This is a genomic window from Aeromicrobium phoceense (assembly GCF_013868155.1).
GTDB lineage: Bacteria > Actinomycetota > Actinomycetes > Propionibacteriales > Nocardioidaceae > Aeromicrobium > Aeromicrobium phoceense.
The window spans coordinates 2,507,382-2,524,709 of the sequence record NZ_JACEOG010000001.1 but is presented as its reverse complement, the minus strand read 5'-3'; the positions used below and the strand labels follow the sequence as shown (position 1 = coordinate 2,524,709).

Genomic DNA, 17,328 nt, shown 5'->3' with positions numbered 1-17,328 from the left:
CACATCCGGGACGAGGCAGGAAGAGGGCGCGCTGATACACGCGGTCGACGGACCGCCGGCCGGACGGTGCTCGCTAGTAACCTGTCGGGGTGCGACGACCCTCCCTGCTGCTGTCCGTGGTCCTCGGTCTCGCGACCCTGACGGGCTGCTCCGGCGGGGGGCCCTACTGCGACGCGGTCGACGCGGGCCGCGACTCGCTGGCCACCTTCGGCCAGCAGAACGACGCCGCGTTCGCCACCTACGCCGACGTCACGACGAAGGTCGCCCACGAGGCGCCCGAGGACATCGCGAAGCAGTGGACCGACATCGCCAAGGCGACCAAGAAGGTCGTGATCGCCCACCGCAAGGCCGACTTCGCGCTCGAGGACATGAAGAGCGAGGAGAAGGTGAACGCCCTGTCCCAGCAGGACATCGACCGGATCACCGCCGCCCACGAGGCCTTCAACGACACGAAGGCCCAGCGCGAGGACGTGGTCGAGCACGTGAACGACGAGTGCGGCATCGACCTGTCGAAGAAGTGAGGAGTTGACCGTGGCCCTGCCCCAGCTGACCGACGAACAACGCCGCGAGGCGCTGGCCAAGGCGGCCGCCGCCCGCCAGGTGCGTGCCGAGGTGAAGAACCGCCTGCGCCACTCCGGCGCGAGCGTCGCCGACGTGCTGGCCGAGGCCAAGCGCAACGAGGCCGTCGCCAAGATCAAGGTGCTCGACCTGCTCCAGAGCATCCCCGGAATCGGGAAGCTGACGGCCCAGCAGATCATGGCCGACCTGAGCATCGCCGAGAGCCGCCGCCTGCGCGGCCTCGGCACGAACCAGGCCAAGGGCCTCATCGCCGAGATCGCCCGCCGTGGCTGAACCACGCAGTGCTGAACACCGCGGTCGCCTGATCGTGCTGGCCGGGCCCACCGCGGTCGGCAAGGGCACGGTGGCGGCGTGGGTGCGCGAGCACCACCCCGAGATCTGGATGTCCGTCTCGGCCACCACCCGGCCCGCCCGGCCGGGCGAGGTCGACGGCCGGCACTACCACTTCGTGACCCCCGAGGAGTTCGACCACCTCATCGCCACCGACGGCCTGCTCGAGTACGCCACGGTCCACGGCGTCAACCGCTACGGCACGCCGCGCGCCGCCGTGGAGGAGAAGCTGGCGCAGGGCGAGTCGGTCCTGCTGGAGATCGACCTGCAGGGCGCCCGCCAGGTGCGCGAGCGGTTCCCCGAGGCGTTCCTGGTGTTCCTGGCGCCGCCCAGCTGGGACGAGCTGGTCAACCGCCTCGTCGGCCGCGGCACCGAGACCGAGGCCGAGCGCGAGCGTCGCCTGGCCACCGCCCGCGAGGAGCTGGCGGCAGTGTCGGAGTTCGACGCCACCATCGTCAACACCGAAGTCGAGGAAGCGGGGCGGGAGTTGGTAGACTTGTTCAGATCACGCCCGCCAGCCGACCCTGCCGGGTAATCCTCGAACTTCTGGAGATTCTGAGTGTCCACGACACGTTCTGCCGCCGAAGGCATCACCAACCCGCCGATCGACGACCTGCTCGAGAAGGCGGACTCCAAGTACAAGCTCGTCCTCTACAGCGCCAAGCGCGCTCGCCAGATCAACGCGTACTACTCCCAGCTCGGCGAGGGCCTGCTCGAGTACGTCGGCCCGCTGCTCGAGACCGAGGTCCAGGAGAAGCCCCTGTCGATCGCGCTGCGCGAGATCAACGCCGGCCTGCTGACCGTCGAGGACATCACCCCCGACGCCGACGCGCCCGCGACCACCGACGAGGCCTGAGCCTGACGTCGCGATGAGTCGCATCGTCCTCGGCGTCACCGGCGGCGTCGCCGCCTACAAGGCGGCGCTGCTGCTGCGCCTGTTCACCGAGGCCGGGCACGACGTCCGCGTCGTGCCCACCGAGTCCGCGCTGGAGTTCGTCGGCGCCCCCACGTGGGAGGCCCTCTCGGGGAACCCGGTCCAGCCCGGCGTGTTCGAGAACGTCCCCCAGGTCCCGCACGTGAAGCTGGGCCAGACCGCCGACCTCGTCGTCGTCGCCCCGGCGACGGCCAACACCCTGGCCCGCGCGGCGCACGGGCTGGCCGACGACCTGCTGACCAACACGCTGCTCACCGCCCGGTGCCCGGTCGTGATGGCTCCGGCCATGCACACCGAGATGTGGGAGCACCCCGCCACGGTCGCCAACGTCGTCACACTGCGTGAGCGCGGCGTGCTGGTCATCGAGCCCGACTCCGGGCGCCTCACCGGCGCCGACACCGGCCCCGGCCGGCTGCCCGATCCCGAGGCCATCCACGCGGTGTGCCTGCAGGTGCTGCAGGGCCGCCCGCGCGACCTCGCCGGCCAGCACGTCGTGGTCTCGGCCGGTGGCACGCGCGAGTTCCTCGATCCGGTGCGATTCCTGGGCAACCGCTCGTCGGGTCGCCAGGGGATCGCCCTCGCCGAGGCGGCCCTCGCCCGCGGTGCCACGGTCACGCTGGTGGCCGCCAACGTGTCGATCGACGTGCCCGCCGGCGCCGAGGTGGTCCGGGTCGTCACCACGTCCGAGCTGCGCGAGGCGATGCTCAAGGCCGCCGAGTCCGCCGACGCCGTCGTGATGGCGGCCGCACCGGCCGACTTCCGGCCGGCGTCCTTCGCCGACGCGAAGATCAAGAAGCAGCCCGACGGCGTCGCGCCGTCGATCGAGCTGATCGAGAACCCCGACATCCTCGTCGAGCTCGTCCGCACCCGCTCGGGTCGCCGTCCGGTCATCGTCGGATTCGCCGCCGAGACCGGCGACGCGAACGGCTCGGTGCTCGACCACGCCCGCGCCAAGATGGCCCGCAAGGGCTGCGACCTGCTCGTCGTCAACGACGTCGGATCCGAGCGCACGTTCGGCCAGCCCGACAACGAGGTCACCATCCTCACGGCCGAGGGATCCGAGCATCCCGTGGCCCGCGCGGCCAAGTCCGAGATCGCCCACGCGATCTGGGACGCGGTCGTCCAACGGGTGGAATGAACCCGCCCCCTCATCACCCGCCCACTACAGTCATCACGACGTCTCAGACGTCGTAGCCACCAGCCAGAGAGGTAACCGTGAGCCGTCTATTCACCTCGGAGTCCGTGACCGAGGGTCACCCGGACAAGATCGCCGACCAGATCAGCGACAGCATCCTCGACGCACTCCTCGCGCAGGACCCGAAGAGCCGTGTCGCGGCCGAGACGTTCGTGACCACGGGCCTGGTCCTGGTCGGCGGCGAGGTCACCACCGAGGCGTACGCCGACATCGCGCGGATCGCGCGCGACCGCGTGCTCGCGATCGGCTACGACTCGTCCACCAAGGGCTTCGACGGTGAGTCCTGCGCCGTGCAGGTCACCCTCGACGCGCAGTCGCCCGACATCGCGCAGGGCGTCGACACGGCCGAGGAGGCCCGCCTCGGCGGCGCCACCGACCCGCTCGACCTCCAGGGCGCCGGCGACCAGGGCCTGATGTTCGGCTTCGCCTGCGACGAGACCCCCGAGCTGATGCCGCTGCCGATCACGATCGCGCACCGCCTCTCCGAGCAGCTGACCAAGGTCCGCAAGGACGGCACGCTGCCGTACCTGCGTCCCGACGGCAAGACCCAGGTCACCATCGAGTACGACGACAACGACAAGCCCGTGCGTGTCGAGGCGATCGTCATCTCCACCCAGCACGAGGAGGGCGTCGACCTCGAGCACCAGCTGCCCTCCGACCTCAAGAAGCACGTCATCGACGAGGTCCTGAGCCAGTACGACATCGACTCGTCGAACTACAAGTCGCACATCAACCCGACGGGCAAGTTCGTCATCGGCGGCCCCATGGGCGACGCCGGCCTGACGGGCCGCAAGATCATCGTCGACACCTACGGCGGCTACGCCCGTCACGGTGGCGGCGCGTTCAGCGGCAAGGATCCGAGCAAGGTCGACCGCTCCGCCGCGTACGCGATGCGGTGGGTCGCCAAGAACATCGTCGCCTCCGGCCTGGCCACCAAGGCCGAGGTCCAGGTCGCGTACGCGATCGGCGTGGCCCACCCGGTCGGCTTCTACGTCGACACGTTCGGCACCGAGGTCGTCCCGGTCGACACGATTCGCGACGCGGTGCTCGAGGTCTTCGACCTGCGCCCGGCCGCCATCGTGCGCGACCTCGACCTGCTGCGCCCGATCTACGCCGAGACGGCCGCCTACGGCCACTTCGGCCGCCCGGGCCTGCCGTGGGAGAGCACCGACCGCGCCGACGCCCTGCGCGCGGCCGCGGGTCTCTGATCCCGTGCCCCGGGGCCCTGTCGGGCCCTGCTGGTAGAACAGCCGAGTGAACCCAGCACAGCGGCGTGTCGCGAGAGTCCTCGTCGACACGCCGCTGTCGCATCTCGACCGTCCGTTCGACTACGCCGTCCCCGACGAGCTGGCCGAGGCGGTCGTCCCGGGATGCCGGGTCAAGGTGCGCTTCGCGGGGCGGCTCGTCGACGGATTCGTCCTCGAGCTCGCCGACGACTCCGCGCACGACGGCAAGCTCGCGGCGGTCGCCAAGGTGGTCTCCTCCGAGCCCGTCCTGACGCCTCAGGTCGCCGCCCTCGCGCGCGCCCTGGCCGACCGCTACGCGGGCACCGCGGCCGACGTGCTGCGGCTCGCGATCCCGCCTCGCCACGCCCGTGCCGAGGCCCACCCACCGGCCTCGCCGGCGCCACCGCCGCCCGAGATCGGCAGCGCGTCGTGGCACGCCTACGTCCACGGTGCGGCCTATGTCGAGGCGCTCGCGGCGGGGGAGTCACCCCGCGCCGTGCTGAACGTGCTGCCGCGCCACGAGCCCGAGCGCGCCGTGGCCGAGGCGGTGTCGGCGGTCGTGCGGTCGGGCCGGGGTGCGGTCGTCTGCGTGCCCGACGTGCGCGAGGTGGCTCGCTGGCACGCGGCCTTCACCGAGGCCCTCGGCCCCGACGCCCACGTGGCGCTCACGGCCGCCGACAAGCCCGCGGCGCGCTACCGCAACTTCCTGCGGGTCTCCCGCGGCGAGGTGCAGGTCGTGCTGGGCACCCGTGCCGCCGCCTACGCGCCCGTGCGCGACCTCGGTCTCGTCGTGATCTGGGACGACGGCGACGACCTCCACGCCGAGCCACGGGCGCCCTACCCCCACACCCGCGAGGTGCTGCTCACCCGGGCGATCGAGACGGGTGCCGGCGTGCTGATCGCCGGCCACGCCCGCACGGCCGAGGCCCAGTCCCTCGTGCAGCAGGGCTGGTGCGCCGAGATCGTCGCCGACCAGGCGTCCCGCCGGCGGGAGTGGCCCGTGGTCGAGGTCACCGACGGCACCGAGCACGGCGCGGCCGCCGCCCGGCTGCCCGCCGCGGTGTTCCAGGCGGTCCGGGCCGCCGAGGGTCCCGTGCTCGTCCAGGTGCCCCGGCGCGGCTACCGCACCTCATTGTCGTGCCAGGACTGCCGCACGCCCGCCTCCTGCCCGCAGTGCCACGGGCCGCTGCTGCAGCACCGCGCCGACGCGCCGCTGGTGTGCCGCTGGTGCGCCACCGAGGTGCCCCGCTGGCGCTGCGCCGAGTGCGGCGGCACGCGCCTGCGTGCCCCGGTCGTGGGCCAGCTGCGCACCGCCGAGGAGTTCGGCGCCGCCTTCCCCGACCGCACCGTCCTCACCTCGGGCGGTGAGACGGTCCTGGAGACGGTCGATCCCGAGGGACACCCGCTCGTGCTGGCCACGCCCGGTGCCGAGCCGCCCGTGCCCGGCGGCTACGCCGTGGTGGTGCTGCTCGACACGTGGCTCATGCTGGGCCGCGACGACGTCCGGGTCTTCGAGGAGTCGCACCGGCGCTGGTTCAACGCCCTCGCGCTATCGGCCTTCGGCGCACGCGCCGTCGCGGTCGGCGACACCACCGTCCTGCAGGCGCTCGTCCGCGCCGACCCGGTGGCCGTCGCCGCCCGTGAGCTCTCCGAGCGCGCCGAGACCCACCTGCCGCCCGTCGGGCGCCTCGCCACGGTCGATGGCACCGACGACGTGATCGGCGTCCTCGCGCGCCGGTCGTGGCCCGCGTTCGTCGACGTCCTCGGCCCGGTTCCGCTCGAGCCGGGCCGCGAGCGCCTCATCCTGCGGGTGCCCCGGCGCGAGGGACTGGCGCTGGCCGCGGTGCTCAAGCAGGTCGCCGCAGAGCGCAGCGCGGCCAAGGAGACGCCGGTGCGGATCCAGGTCGACCCCGTCGCCTTCTGAGCCGCCCGGTGGCACGACCTAGACTCGGCGGGTGAAGATCGTGTTCGCCGGGACCCCGGCCACCGCCGTGCCGACGCTCGAGGCGCTCGTCGCCAGCCGCCACGAGGTGGTCGCCGTGATCACCCGTCCCGACGCGCGGGTCGGCCGCGGACGCTCGTTGCAGCCCTCGCCCGTGGCGGTGGCCGCCGAGGCCCACGGGATCGACGTGCTCAAGCCGGCGTCCACGTCCGACCCCGAGTTCCTCGACGCCCTCGCGGCCACGGAGGCGCGCCTGGGCGTGATCGTGGCGTACGGGGCGCTGCTGCGCCGCGACGTGCTCGACGCCTTCGAGTTCGGCTGGGTCAACCTGCACTACTCGGTGCTGCCGGCCTGGCGCGGTGCGGCCCCGGTGCAGCGCTCGATCATGGCCGGCGACGAGATCACCGGCGCTACGGTCTTCAGCCTCGTCGAGGCGCTGGACGCCGGCCCCGTGCTGGGCACGATCACCGAGCGGATCCAGCAGGACGACACCACCGGAACGCTCCTGGACCGTCTGTCCGACCAGGGCGCCGCCCTCGTCGTCGACGTCGTCGACCACATCGAGGGGGGCGACATCGGCGCGGTGCGCCAGCCCGAGGACAACGTCTCCTCCGCCCACAAGCTGACCACCGAGGACGCCCGCATCGACGGGAACCGCCCCGCCTTCGCCGTCGACCGCCAGATTCGCGGCTGCACGCCCGCGCCGGGCGCCTGGACCGAGGTGGACGGGGCGCGCCTCAAGGTCGGACCGCTCACGATCGCCGAGGAGTCCACGCTCAAGCCGGGCGTGGCCTCGATCGGCAAGCGCGAGGTGCGCGTCGGCACCACCACGACCGACGTCGTGCTGGGCGAGGTGCAGCCGCACGGCAAGAAGGCGATGGCCGCCGCCGACTGGGGCCGGGGCCTCGGCGGAGCCACCGAGGTGGTGTTCGCATGAGCACCAAGGCCATCACCGATCCGCGCGAGGTCGCGTTCGAGGTCATGTCGGCCGTCCGGACGCGCGAGGTGTACGTCAACCTGCTGCTGCCGACCCTGCTCGGCGGACTGTCCGAGCGCGATGCCGCCCTGGCGACGGAGCTGACCCACAACACGATCCGCAACCAGGGCACCTACGACGCGATCATCGATCGCGTGGCAACCGGCACGGTCCACCCGGCCGTGCGCGACGCACTGCGGCTCGGTGCCCACCAGCTGCTGGCGATGCGCGTGCCGCCCCACGCGGCCGTCGACACCACCGTGAACCTGGTCCGTCGCCGAATCGGGCACCGGCCCGTCGGCTTCACCAACGCGGTCCTGCGCAAGATCGGGCAGAAGGACCTCGGCCTGTGGCTCAACGAGGTCACCGCAGGGCTGAGCCGGCTCGACGCGCTGGCCGTCCGGTACTCGCACCCGCGATGGGTCGTGGAGGCGCTGGAGCAGGCCGTCGGCCCCGACCAGCTCGAGGACCTGCTCGAGGCCGACAACGTGCCGCCCTACGTCACCCTGGTGGCGCGTCCCGGCCTCGTCGACCCGCGCTCGCTGCCGGGGGAGACCGGCCGGCTCAGCCCCTACGCCCGCGTGATGACCGCCGGGGGAGACCCGGGCTTCGTGCCCGCCGTGCGCGACGGCCGAGCCGGGGTGCAGGACGAGGGCTCGCAGATGGTGGCGATCACCACCGCCGAGGCACCGCTCGAGGGGTACGACACGCACTGGCTCGATCTCGCCGCCGGTCCGGGCGGCAAGGCCGCGCTGCTCGGCGCGCTCGCCGCCCAGCGCGGCGCCTCCCTCGTCGCCAACGAGATGCAGCCACACCGGGCCGAGCTCGTCCGCCAGTCCGTGCGGGCGCTCAACAACGTCGAGGTCACGGTCCACGACGGGCGCGAGGGTCCGTGGGAGGAGGAGTCGTTCGACCGCGTGCTCCTCGACGCCCCGTGCACCGGGCTGGGCGCCCTGCGCCGTCGTCCCGAGGCCCGCTGGCGCCGTCGCGCCGAGGACGTCCCCGAGCTCGTCACGCTGCAGCGGCAGCTGCTGACCCGCGCCATCGACCTGGCGCGGCCGGGGGGAGTGGTCGGCTACGCCACCTGCTCGCCGCTGCCCGCCGAGACCCGCGAGGTCGTCGAGTCGGTCCTCGCCGAGCGGTCCGACGTGACGGTCGAGTCCGAGCACCACTGGTGGCCGCACCTTGACGGCACGGACGCGATGTACCTGGCGCTGCTGCGCCGCAGCTGACGGATACGCTCGCCCCATGCGCATCACGCCGAGCCTGCTGAACGCCGACTTCGCGAACCTGGCGGGGGAGGCGGCCCGGATCCCGACGGCCGACTTCCTGCACATGGACGTGATGGACAACCACTTCGTGCCGAACCTGACGCTCGGCGCGCCCGTGATCGAGGCGCTGGCGAAGGCCGCGCCCCAGCCGATCGACGCGCACCTGATGATCGAGGAGCCCGACCGCTGGGCGCCGCAGTTCGTGGAGGCGGGCGCGTCGAGCGTCACGTTCCACGTCGAGGCCGCCAAGGCGCCCGTGCGCCTGGCCCGCGAGATCCGCGCGCAGGGGGCCCGTGCGTCGATGGCGCTCAAGCCCGCGACGCCGATCGAGCCCTACGAGGACCTGCTCCCCGAGCTCGACATGGTGCTGATCATGACGGTCGAGCCGGGGTTCGGCGGCCAGAAGTTCCTGGACCTGTGCCTGCCGAAGATCCGTCGCACGCGCGCCCTGCTCGACCGGGTCGGTGGCGACATCTGGCTCCAGGTCGACGGCGGCGTCTCGCTGGAGACGATCGAGCGCTGCGCGGAGGCCGGCGCCGACACCTTCGTGGCCGGTTCGGCGGTCTACAGCGCCGACGACCCGGGCGCCATGGTGGAGCGTCTGCGTGAGACGGCCGTCGGCGCCTGCCACTGAGCCGCTAGACTCTCCCCGTACGAGCTAATCGCTCGCGTGCTCCGGGGTCGGTGCAAGTCCGAACCGGCGGTGACAGTCCGCGACCCGAAGCCCTGCTCGCAGGGCCGAGGTTGAACCGGTGGAACTCCGGTACCGACGGTGAAAGTCCGGATGGAAGGCGCACGCTGCTCGGACGCATCCTGCGTCCGAGCCGTCCCCGGTGTCCCGTGAGCCCGAAGTCAGGGAGACCGGTGGCCAGTCAGACCGAGACCGACGCGATGCGCCGGGCCGTCGAGGCCGCCCGAGCCGTGGGTCGCACCCTTCCCAACCCGCCGGTCGGCTGCGTGGTGCTCGACGCGGAGGGCCGTGAGATCGCCGTGGGCGTCCACCGGGGCGCGGGCACGCCGCACGCCGAGGTCGACGCCCTGCAGCTCGCCGGCGACCGCGCCCGGGGCGCCACCGCCGTCGTCACCCTCGAGCCCTGCAACCACACCGGCCGCACCGGCCCCTGCACGCAGGCGCTGATCGCCGCCGGTGTGACCCGCGTGGTGTTCGGCACCACCGACCCGGCCGAGGGCGCCGGGGGAGCGAAGGTCCTCCTCGAGGCGGGCCTCGACGTCGAGGGCGGCGTCCTGGCCGACGAGACCGACGAGCTGGTCCGCTTCTGGTCCCACCGCCACCTCCATGGGCGGCCGTTCGTCACCTGGAAGTACGCGGCGACGCTCGACGGCCTCAGCGCCGCGCCTGACGGCACCAGCAAGTGGATCACCAGCCAGACCGCCCGCCGCGACGTCCAGGCCTTCCGCGCCGAGTGCGACGCCATCATGGCCGGCACCTACTCCGTGCTCGCGGACGATCCGCGGCTCACCGTGCGCGACGCCGCCGACCTGCCGCTGCCGTACGACCGGCAACCGCTGCGCGTCGTGGTGGGGGAGTCGAAGATCCCCGCCTACTACCGCGTGTTCGACCGCGTCGCGCCCACGCGCCAGATCCACTCGCGCGACCCCCACGAGGTCCTCGCCGAGCTGCAGGCCGAGGGCATCCACCACGTCTGGCTCGAGGGCGGCCCCCGGCTCGCCGGCGCGTTCTGGGGCGAGGGCCTCATCGACCGCGTGATCGGCTACATGGCGCCGGCGATGCTGGGCTCTGGCCGCGCCGCGCTCGAGGGCGAGGCGACCACGCTCGCGGACATCCGCCCCATCGAGATCACCGACCTGCGGATGGTCGGACCCGACATCCGCATCGTCGGCACGCCGGGCCGGATGCCGCGCGAGGACATGGACACACCGATTGAGGAACCGGACAGCGAGGGCACGAACTGATGTTCACGGGCTTGGTGGAGGAGAAGGGCACGGTCGTGGCCCTCGACGACCTCGGCGACGCGGTGCGGATCACGATCCGCGGACCCGTCGTCACGTCGGACGCCGGACACGGCGACTCGATCGCGGTCAACGGCTGCTGCCTGACCGTGATCGACCCGACGCAGGACACGTTCAGCGCCGACGTCATGCGCGAGTCGCTGGACCGCACCAGCCTCGGCGACCTGGAGGCCGGATCGGTCGTCAACCTGGAGCGCGCGATGCAGGCCGGGGCCCGGATGGGCGGCCACATCGTGCAGGGCCACGTCGACGGCACGGCCACGCTGATCGACCGCACCCCCAGCGAGCACTGGGAGGTCGTCCGGTTCAGCCTCCCGGCCGAGCTGGCGCGATACGTCGTGGACAAGGGCTCGATCACCGTCGACGGCACGTCGCTCACGGTGGTCGAGGCCGGCGACGACTGGTTCAGCGTGTCCCTCATCCCCACGACCCTCGCCGACACCGTGCTCGGCGACCGCAAGCCCGGCGACCGCGTCAACCTCGAGGTGGACGTCATCGCCAAGTACGTCGAGCGACTGCTCGAGAAGGGAGCTCACTCATGATCGAGGAGCAGCACACCGGAGTCCGCCTCGACAGCATCGAGCGCGCGATCGCCGACATCCGCGAGGGGAAGGCGATCGTCGTCGTCGACGACGAGGACCGCGAGAACGAGGGCGACATCATCTTCGCCGCCTCCAAGGCGACGCCCGAGCTGATGGCGTTCCTGGTCCGCTACTCCAGCGGCCTGGTCTGCGCGCCGATCACGGGCGAGATCCTCGACCGGCTGGCGATCCCGCTGATGACCCCGCACAACCGCGACCGGCTGCGCACGGCCTACACCGTGTCGATCGACGCGCGCGACGGCGTCACCACCGGCATCTCGGCCTCCGACCGCGCCCGCACGTGCCGCGTGCTCGCCGACTCGGCCACCGAGCCGTTCGAGCTGGTCCAGCCCGGCCACATCGTGCCGCTGCGCGCCAAGCCCGGCGGCGTGCTGGAGCGCGCCGGCCACACCGAGGCCGCGGTCGACTTCGCCCGGCTCGCGGGACTGACCCCCGCCGGCGTGATCGGCGAGGTGATGAACGACGACGGCACGCTCAAGCGCGCGCCCGAGCTGCGCGAGTTCGCCGACGAGCACGACCTGTCGCTCGTGTCGATCGCCGACCTGCAGGTGTACCTGCGCCTGCACGAGTCGCAGATCACCCGCCTCGCCGACGCCCACCTGCCCACCGAGTTCGGCACGTTCCGCGCCATGGGCTTCAAGGACCGCATCGACGGCGCCGAGCACGTGGCCCTCGTCCACGGCGAGCCCGGCACCGAGGACGTGCTGGTCCGGCTGCACTCGGAGTGCCTGACCGGCGACGTCTTCGGCTCGCGACGCTGCGACTGCGGCCCGCAGCTGGAGGCCGCGATGGCCGAGGTCGTCGCCGCCGGCGCCGGCATCGTGGTCTACCTCCGCGGCCACGAGGGCCGGGGGATCGGCCTGCTGCACAAGCTGCGCGCCTACGAGCTGCAGGACCAGGGCCAGGACACGGTCGACGCGAACCTCTCGCTCGGCTTCGGCGAGGACGAGCGCGACTACGCCGCCGGGGCCCAGATCCTGCGCGAGCTCGGCGTCACGTCGGTGCGCCTACTGACCAACAACCCCGACAAGTCCACCCAGCTGGAGCAGTACGGCGTCAAGGTGGCCGAGCGGCTGCCCGTGGTCATCGCGCCCACGCCCGACAACCTGCGCTACCTGCAGACCAAGGCCGCGCGCATGGGCCACGACCTGCCCGACCTCCACCTGGACGAGGAGATCTGACATGGCCGGACACGGAGCACCCGAGATCACGGTCGACGGCAGCGGCGCCAAGGTCGCCGTCGTCGCCTCGAGCTGGCACACCGTCGTGATGGACGGCCTCATCGCCGGCACCGACCGCGCCCTGAAGGAGGCCGGCGTCAGCGACACGACGCTGCTGCGGGCGCCCGGCTCCTTCGAGCTGCCGATCATCGCGCAGGCCTGCGCGAACGCCGGCTACGACGTGGTCGTCGCGCTCGGCGTGATCATCCGCGGCGGGACGCCCCACTTCGAGTACGTCTCGGCGGCCACCACCGACGGGCTGTCCCGCGTGGCCCTGGACACCGGCGTGCCGATCGGCTTCGGCCTGCTCACGTGCGACACCGAGCAGCAGGCGCTCGACCGCGCCGGCCTGCCGGGATCGCCCGAGGACAAGGGCCGCGAGGCCGCCGAGGCCGCCCTCTCGGCATGGGCGACCGTCCGGGGCCTGACGCCCCGCCGATAGGATGACCACGATGAAGACGTTCGATGGCCTGTTCGCGGAACTGTCCGAGAAGGCCGCCTCCCGCCCCGAGGGCTCGCGCACCGTCGCCGAGCTCGACGCGGGCGTGCACGCGATCGGCAAGAAGCTCGTGGAGGAGGCCGCCGAGTCGTGGATGGCCGCCGAGCACGAGGGACCTGCGCGTGCGGCCGAGGAGATCAGCCAGCTGCTGTACCACGCGCAGGTGATGATGATCGCCGCTGGCATCTCCCTCGATGACGTCTACTCCCACCTCTAGGAAGCCCCACATGCTCAAGGTCGCCGTCCCCAACAAGGGCGCCCTGTCCGAAGCCGCCGCCGCCATGCTGACCGAGGCGGGCTACCGCCAGCGTCGCCACGCCAAGGACCTCGTCACCGTCGACGCCGACAACGACGTCGAGTTCTTCTACCTGCGTCCGCGCGACATCGCCATCTACGTCGGCGAGGGCACGCTCGACGTCGGCATCACCGGCCGCGACCTGCTGCTGGACTCCGGCGCCAAGGCCGACGAGGTCATGGAGCTGGGCTTCGCGGGCTCCACGTTCCGCTTCGCCGCCCCTGAGGGCCAGCTGACCAACGAGTCCGAGCTCCAGGGCCGCCGCATCGCCACGTCGTACCCCGGCATCGTGCGCCCGCACCTCGAGCGGCTCGGCATCGACGCCCAGGTCGTGCGTCTGGACGGCGCGGTGGAGTCCTCGATCCGCCTCGGCGTCGCCGACGCGATCGCCGACGTGGTCGAGACCGGCACCACGCTGCGCCAGGCCGGCCTGGAGGTCTTCGGCGACCCGATCCTCACCTCCGAGGCCCTGCTGATCGCGCGCTCGGCCGCCGAGGTGCCCGCGGGCTTCGACGTGTTCCAGCGCCGCCTGCAGAGCGTCATCGTGGCGCGGACCTACGTGATGATGGACTACGACATCCGGGTCCAGAACGTCGACGAGGCCGTCCGGCTCACCCCGGGCATCGAGTCGCCGACGGTGTCGCCCCTTCATCGCGAGGGGTGGGTCGCGGTCCGGGCGATGGTCCCGCGCGAGGCCACCCAGAAGATCATGGACGAGCTGTACGCCCTCGGCGGCCGCGGCATCCTCGTCACCGACATCCTGTCGTGCCGGATCTGACGATGGGCCAGTCAGTCTCGCGACGCACGTTCCGTCCCGTCGGCGTCATCGTCGTCATGTGGGCGTGCGTCGTCGTGCTCGCCGTCCTCGCCGCGCTGATCGGGATCCGGCTGCCCGAGGAGTACAAGTTCACGACCTCCCAGACCGTGACGATCTGGGTGCTCATCGGCTTCGTGGCGCTGTTCGCCGCGTTCGTCTCGCGCAGCCACGTCACGGCCGACGACGAGGGGCTGACCTTCGTCAACGGCTGGCGCCGTCGCGCGCTGCGCTGGGACGAGATCTCCGTCGTCTCGATGCGCCCCGGCACGCCGTGGCCCACCGTCGAGACGAAGGACGGCCGCCGCTTCGCGCTGTTCGCGATCCAGGGCAGCGAGGGCGATCCGGCGCGCAACGCCGTGACCTGGTTGTCCGGGCACGTGCGATGAGCCACGACGACGGGTCCTGGGGCGGCGGACGCTCGCTGGCCGAGCCGGCGTTCCCCGGCGACGACGGCGCCGTCGACCCCTCCCTCGACCTGACCGACGACACCACGCTGCTCGCCACGATCGGCACGGCGCGGGTGTTCGTCCCCGTCGTGGCGGTGCTGGGGGAGCGGGCCACCGACGGCAGCGACAAGAACTCCGACATGGCGGCGGTCCTGATGACGGGCGCCGACGGGCGCACCGCACTGCTGGCGTTCAGCTCGCTGGAGACGATGAGCCGCTGGAACCCGACCTCGCGTCCCGTGCCCGTCTTCGGCCGCGACGCCGCACGGGCTGCCCTCGCCGACGGCGCCTCGGCCATGCTGCTCGATCTCGGCCAGCCCACCTTCGGGGTCGTGGAGACCGAGGACCTCGAGCACGTCGCGGCCGAGCACGTGCTGGTGCGCACAGCCGCCGGCACCGCCTGGATCGAGCCGGCGGGCGACTAGTCCTGCAGCGGTGTCACGCCCGTCAGCGGCACCGTGATGTGGACGTTCCCGTCGTGCCGCTCGACCCGGGCGACGAACCCGGCACGTCCCACCGTGCGCAGCAGGGTGTCGTTCGCGGTGGCCGTGACGAAGGTCAGCCGCTGGGCGCCGAGCGCCCGGGCCCGTCCGGCGCCCTGCTTGACGAGCATCGTGCCGATGCCCCGGCCCTGCCACGCGTCCTCGACGATCAGGTGGAACGTCCACCGGTCCTCGACCTGCTCCACCAGGCCGTGGCCGACGATGTCCAGGCCCGACTGCACGACGACGGCCATGCCGCTGTCGGGGACGACGAGCCGACGTGCCAGCCGCGTGGTCATCGGCATCCGCAGCGGTGCCTGGTAGCGGTGGTAGAGCGTCTCGGCGCTGCAGCGCTGGTGCAGGGCGGCGACGCCCTCGATGTCGGCGAGGGTGGCCCGGCGCGTCAGCGGCAACGGGGTCCGCTGGGCCGGCTGGAGCAGCGGCACGTCCATCCCCGCGTCGCTGACGAGGGAGAGCAGCGCCTGCGCCCGGGACCGCTCGGCCGGCGTGAAGGGGACGGCCCGGCTGATCCTCAGGCTCGTGCCGTTGCGGCGCTGCAGGTCCAGCACGTCGTGGCCGTTGTAGTCCAGGACGTCCGGGGGAGTGGTGCCCAGCAGGTCGCGCAGCACGCTCTCGACGTCGCGCCCGCCCTCCAGCACCTCGTGCATGCCGCGCAGGTAGCGGGTCGCCTCGTCGTCGAGGGCGTCGGGACCCGTGCGGGTCACGGCCACGCGCGTGCCGCCGGCCTTCTCGAACACCTCGGCCAGCTGCAGGTCGGTCATGCCCGGGGACGCGGTCACCACGAACTCGTCGGTCACGGTCGGGTCGCCGGGGAACACCTGCATGCTCGCGATGTTCACCTCGGCCTGCCCGCACGCGAGGGCGATCTCGGCCAGGATGCCGGGTCGGTTCTTCAGGGTCGTCCGCACGCGCCACATCATGCGACCAGTCTGACTCGCCGGTGTTTCGTCCCGATTTCCTCCGGGAACGAATCGGCTGCTAACATGGTTGACTGAAGTGGAGGTCACTCCCACCTGCCGGGTTCAAGGATCCGGGGGTCACCCGCTGCGGGTCGTTCTCGGACGATCTCGTGGCGTGCGGCACCGTACGGTGCGTGTGGTGGCTTTCGCTTCGACGGAGGCCACCTTTTTCGTGTCCTCCAAACCCGATCTCAGGAGGATCCATCAGCACAGATCTGCGCGTCAACGAGCGCATTCGCGTACCGGAGGTCCGGCTCGTCGGACCCAGCGGTGAACAGGTCGGCATCGTTCGCATCGAAGATGCCCTGCGCCTGGCCGCCGAGGCCGATCTCGATCTCGTCGAGGTCGCCCCCCAGGCCCGGCCCCCGGTCTGCCGCCTCATGGACTTCGGCAAGTTCAAGTACGAAGCCGCCCAGAAGGCGCGCGAGTCGCGACGCAACCAGACGAACACGGTCATCAAGGAGATGAAGCTCCGCCCGAAGATCGACCAGCACGACTACGACACCAAGAAGGGTCACGTCGTGCGGTTCCTGAAGGCCGGAGACAAGGTCAAGATCACGATCATGTTCCGCGGCCGCGAGCAGCACCGTCCCGAGCTGGGGTTCCGGCTGCTGCAGAAGCTCGCCGCCGACGTGGAGGATCTCGGCTTCATCGAGTCGAACGCCCGCCAGGACGGTCGCAACATGACGATGGTGCTTGGACCTCACAAGAAGAAGTCCGAGGCGCAGGCCGAGGTCAAGGCCGAGAAGGCCGTGACCACCGCCGCCCGCGAGGCTGAGCGCGAGGCCGAGGCCGAGGCCGAGAAGGTCCATCGCGAAGAACACCAGAAGACAGCGCCGCCGAAGAAGCCTCGCCGGCGCTCCGAGAACCTCGATCCAGACATGGAGGCATAACCGTGCCGAAGTTCAAGCCCCACTCGGGCATGAAGAAGCGCATCAAGATCACCGGCAAGGGCAAGCTCCGCCGCGAGCAGACCAACCGCCGCCACCTCTTGGAGGTCAAGTCCTCGACCCGAAAGCGCCGCCTCGACGGCACGACGTCGGTGTCGAAGGCTGACACCAAGCAGGTCAAGAAGCTGCTCGGTCTCTGAGCGCCCCCGAACTTTACGAAGATTTGAAGGAGTAACACTGTGGCACGCGTCAAGCGTTCAGTGAACGCGCAGAAGAAGCGCCGCGAGATCCTCGAGCGGGCCTCCGGCTACCGCGGACAGCGCTCGCGCCTGTACCGCAAGGCCAAGGAGCAGGTCACCCACTCGCTGGTCTACTCGTACAACGACCGCAAGGCTCGCAAGGGCGACTTCCGTCGTCTCTGGATCCAGCGCATCAACGCCGCCGCGCGTGCGCAGGGCATCACGTACAACCGCTTCATCCAGGGCCTGAAGGCCGCCGAGGTCGAGGTCGACCGCAAGATCCTCGCGGATCTGGCCGTCAACGACATCGCGGCGTTCAACGCCCTCGTCGAGGTCGCCAAGGCGAACCTCCCCGAGGACGTCAACGCTCCCAAGGCCGACTCGGCCGTCTGAGCTCCGGCTCAGCTCACGAC

22 protein-coding genes and 1 riboswitch are annotated in these 17,328 nt (G+C 71.7%); of the genes, 21 read left to right on the top strand and 1 reads right to left on the bottom strand.

What is annotated here, in order from left to right; genetic code table 11:
* Positions 1-89 precede the first annotated feature (89 nt).
* The 18 genes from H1W00_RS12270 to H1W00_RS12185 all read left to right on the top strand — a co-directional run bounded on the left by H1W00_RS12270 (position 90) and on the right by H1W00_RS12185 (position 14,749).
* The gene (locus H1W00_RS12270) at positions 90-521 is read left to right on the top strand and encodes a hypothetical protein (protein ID WP_181755949.1); all 432 of its coding nucleotides are present in this window, start codon (positions 90-92) and stop codon (positions 519-521) included.
* Between the two features lie 10 nt (positions 522-531).
* The gene (gene mihF / locus H1W00_RS12265) at positions 532-852 is read left to right on the top strand and encodes an integration host factor, actinobacterial type (protein ID WP_181755948.1); all 321 of its coding nucleotides are present in this window, start codon (positions 532-534) and stop codon (positions 850-852) included.
* Positions 845-1,444 (top strand): guanylate kinase, encoded by a 600-nt coding sequence (gmk, locus tag H1W00_RS12260; protein WP_181755947.1) that lies wholly within the window; start codon positions 845-847, stop codon positions 1,442-1,444. Before mihF ends, gmk begins: the two co-directional genes overlap by 8 nt.
* Positions 1,445-1,468: 24 nt before the next feature.
* Positions 1,469-1,765 (top strand): DNA-directed RNA polymerase subunit omega, encoded by a 297-nt coding sequence (gene rpoZ / locus H1W00_RS12255; protein ID WP_181755946.1) that lies wholly within the window; start codon positions 1,469-1,471, stop codon positions 1,763-1,765.
* 13 nt (positions 1,766-1,778) lie between these two features.
* Positions 1,779-2,981, top strand: a complete 1,203-nt coding sequence (coaBC, locus tag H1W00_RS12250) for a bifunctional phosphopantothenoylcysteine decarboxylase/phosphopantothenate--cysteine ligase CoaBC (RefSeq protein WP_181755945.1) — start codon at positions 1,779-1,781, stop codon at positions 2,979-2,981.
* Positions 2,982-3,058: 77 nt separating this feature from the next.
* A complete protein-coding gene (metK, locus tag H1W00_RS12245; protein ID WP_181755944.1) occupies positions 3,059-4,246 on the top strand; it encodes a methionine adenosyltransferase in 1,188 nt (395 codons plus the stop codon).
* Between the two features lie 46 nt (positions 4,247-4,292).
* Positions 4,293-6,188, top strand: a complete 1,896-nt coding sequence (locus H1W00_RS12240; RefSeq protein WP_181755943.1) for a primosomal protein N' family DNA-binding protein — start codon at positions 4,293-4,295, stop codon at positions 6,186-6,188.
* Positions 6,189-6,219: 31 nt separating this feature from the next.
* The gene (fmt, locus tag H1W00_RS12235) at positions 6,220-7,143 is read left to right on the top strand and encodes a methionyl-tRNA formyltransferase (RefSeq protein WP_181755942.1); all 924 of its coding nucleotides are present in this window, start codon (positions 6,220-6,222) and stop codon (positions 7,141-7,143) included.
* Positions 7,140-8,414, top strand: a complete 1,275-nt coding sequence (locus tag H1W00_RS12230) for an RsmB/NOP family class I SAM-dependent RNA methyltransferase (protein ID WP_181755941.1) — start codon at positions 7,140-7,142, stop codon at positions 8,412-8,414. The genes fmt and H1W00_RS12230 overlap by 4 nt, the downstream gene beginning before the upstream one ends.
* Positions 8,415-8,430: 16 nt before the next feature.
* The gene (gene rpe, locus H1W00_RS12225; RefSeq protein WP_078700940.1) at positions 8,431-9,087 is read left to right on the top strand and encodes a ribulose-phosphate 3-epimerase; all 657 of its coding nucleotides are present in this window, start codon (positions 8,431-8,433) and stop codon (positions 9,085-9,087) included.
* 33 nt (positions 9,088-9,120) lie between these two features.
* Positions 9,121-9,253: riboswitch (FMN riboswitch) on the top strand.
* A 64-nt stretch (positions 9,254-9,317) separates the two neighbouring features.
* Positions 9,318-10,388, top strand: a complete 1,071-nt coding sequence (ribD, locus tag H1W00_RS12220) for a bifunctional diaminohydroxyphosphoribosylaminopyrimidine deaminase/5-amino-6-(5-phosphoribosylamino)uracil reductase RibD (protein ID WP_338072896.1) — start codon at positions 9,318-9,320, stop codon at positions 10,386-10,388.
* Positions 10,388-10,987 carry a riboflavin synthase gene (locus H1W00_RS12215; protein WP_181755940.1) on the top strand — a complete coding sequence of 200 codons (600 nt, stop codon included), beginning with the start codon at positions 10,388-10,390 and terminating at the stop codon, positions 10,985-10,987. The genes ribD and H1W00_RS12215 overlap by 1 nt, the downstream gene beginning before the upstream one ends.
* Positions 10,984-12,228, top strand: a complete 1,245-nt coding sequence (locus H1W00_RS12210) for a bifunctional 3,4-dihydroxy-2-butanone-4-phosphate synthase/GTP cyclohydrolase II (RefSeq protein ID WP_181755939.1) — start codon at positions 10,984-10,986, stop codon at positions 12,226-12,228. Before H1W00_RS12215 ends, H1W00_RS12210 begins: the two co-directional genes overlap by 4 nt.
* A 1-nt stretch (position 12,229) precedes the next feature.
* Positions 12,230-12,709, top strand: coding sequence for a 6,7-dimethyl-8-ribityllumazine synthase (gene ribH, locus H1W00_RS12205; protein WP_181755938.1), 480 nt, complete (start codon positions 12,230-12,232; stop codon positions 12,707-12,709).
* Positions 12,710-12,719: 10 nt separating this feature from the next.
* Positions 12,720-12,983: a phosphoribosyl-ATP diphosphatase gene (locus tag H1W00_RS12200; RefSeq protein ID WP_078701480.1), complete on the top strand. Its 264-nt coding sequence runs from the start codon at positions 12,720-12,722 to the stop codon at positions 12,981-12,983.
* Between the two features lie 10 nt (positions 12,984-12,993).
* Positions 12,994-13,839, top strand: coding sequence for an ATP phosphoribosyltransferase (gene hisG, locus H1W00_RS12195; protein WP_181755937.1), 846 nt, complete (start codon positions 12,994-12,996; stop codon positions 13,837-13,839).
* 2 nt (positions 13,840-13,841) lie between these two features.
* Positions 13,842-14,264, top strand: a complete 423-nt coding sequence (locus H1W00_RS12190) for a PH domain-containing protein (protein WP_181755936.1) — start codon at positions 13,842-13,844, stop codon at positions 14,262-14,264.
* Positions 14,261-14,749, top strand: coding sequence for an SseB family protein (locus H1W00_RS12185; RefSeq protein ID WP_181755935.1), 489 nt, complete (start codon positions 14,261-14,263; stop codon positions 14,747-14,749). The genes H1W00_RS12190 and H1W00_RS12185 overlap by 4 nt, the downstream gene beginning before the upstream one ends.
* On the opposite strand, the gene H1W00_RS17095 is transcribed toward H1W00_RS12185, so the two are convergent.
* Positions 14,746-15,735 (bottom strand): GNAT family N-acetyltransferase, encoded by a 990-nt coding sequence (locus H1W00_RS17095; RefSeq protein ID WP_181755934.1) that lies wholly within the window; start codon positions 15,733-15,735, stop codon positions 14,746-14,748. The two genes, H1W00_RS12185 and H1W00_RS17095, sit on opposite strands and share 4 nt — an antisense overlap.
* A gap of 161 nt (positions 15,736-15,896) precedes the next feature.
* Between H1W00_RS17095 and infC the strand changes: the two genes are divergently transcribed.
* Genes infC through rplT form a run of 3 tightly spaced genes read left to right on the top strand, consistent with a single transcriptional unit; the run spans position 15,897 to position 17,308 of the window.
* Positions 15,897-16,679: a translation initiation factor IF-3 gene (infC, locus tag H1W00_RS12175; protein ID WP_338072895.1), complete on the top strand. Its 783-nt coding sequence runs from the start codon at positions 15,897-15,899 to the stop codon at positions 16,677-16,679.
* 2 nt (positions 16,680-16,681) lie between these two features.
* A complete protein-coding gene (gene rpmI, locus H1W00_RS12170; RefSeq protein WP_078700949.1) occupies positions 16,682-16,876 on the top strand; it encodes a 50S ribosomal protein L35 in 195 nt (64 codons plus the stop codon).
* Between the two features lie 39 nt (positions 16,877-16,915).
* The gene (rplT, locus tag H1W00_RS12165; protein ID WP_078700950.1) at positions 16,916-17,308 is read left to right on the top strand and encodes a 50S ribosomal protein L20; all 393 of its coding nucleotides are present in this window, start codon (positions 16,916-16,918) and stop codon (positions 17,306-17,308) included.
* Positions 17,309-17,328 lie beyond the last annotated feature (20 nt).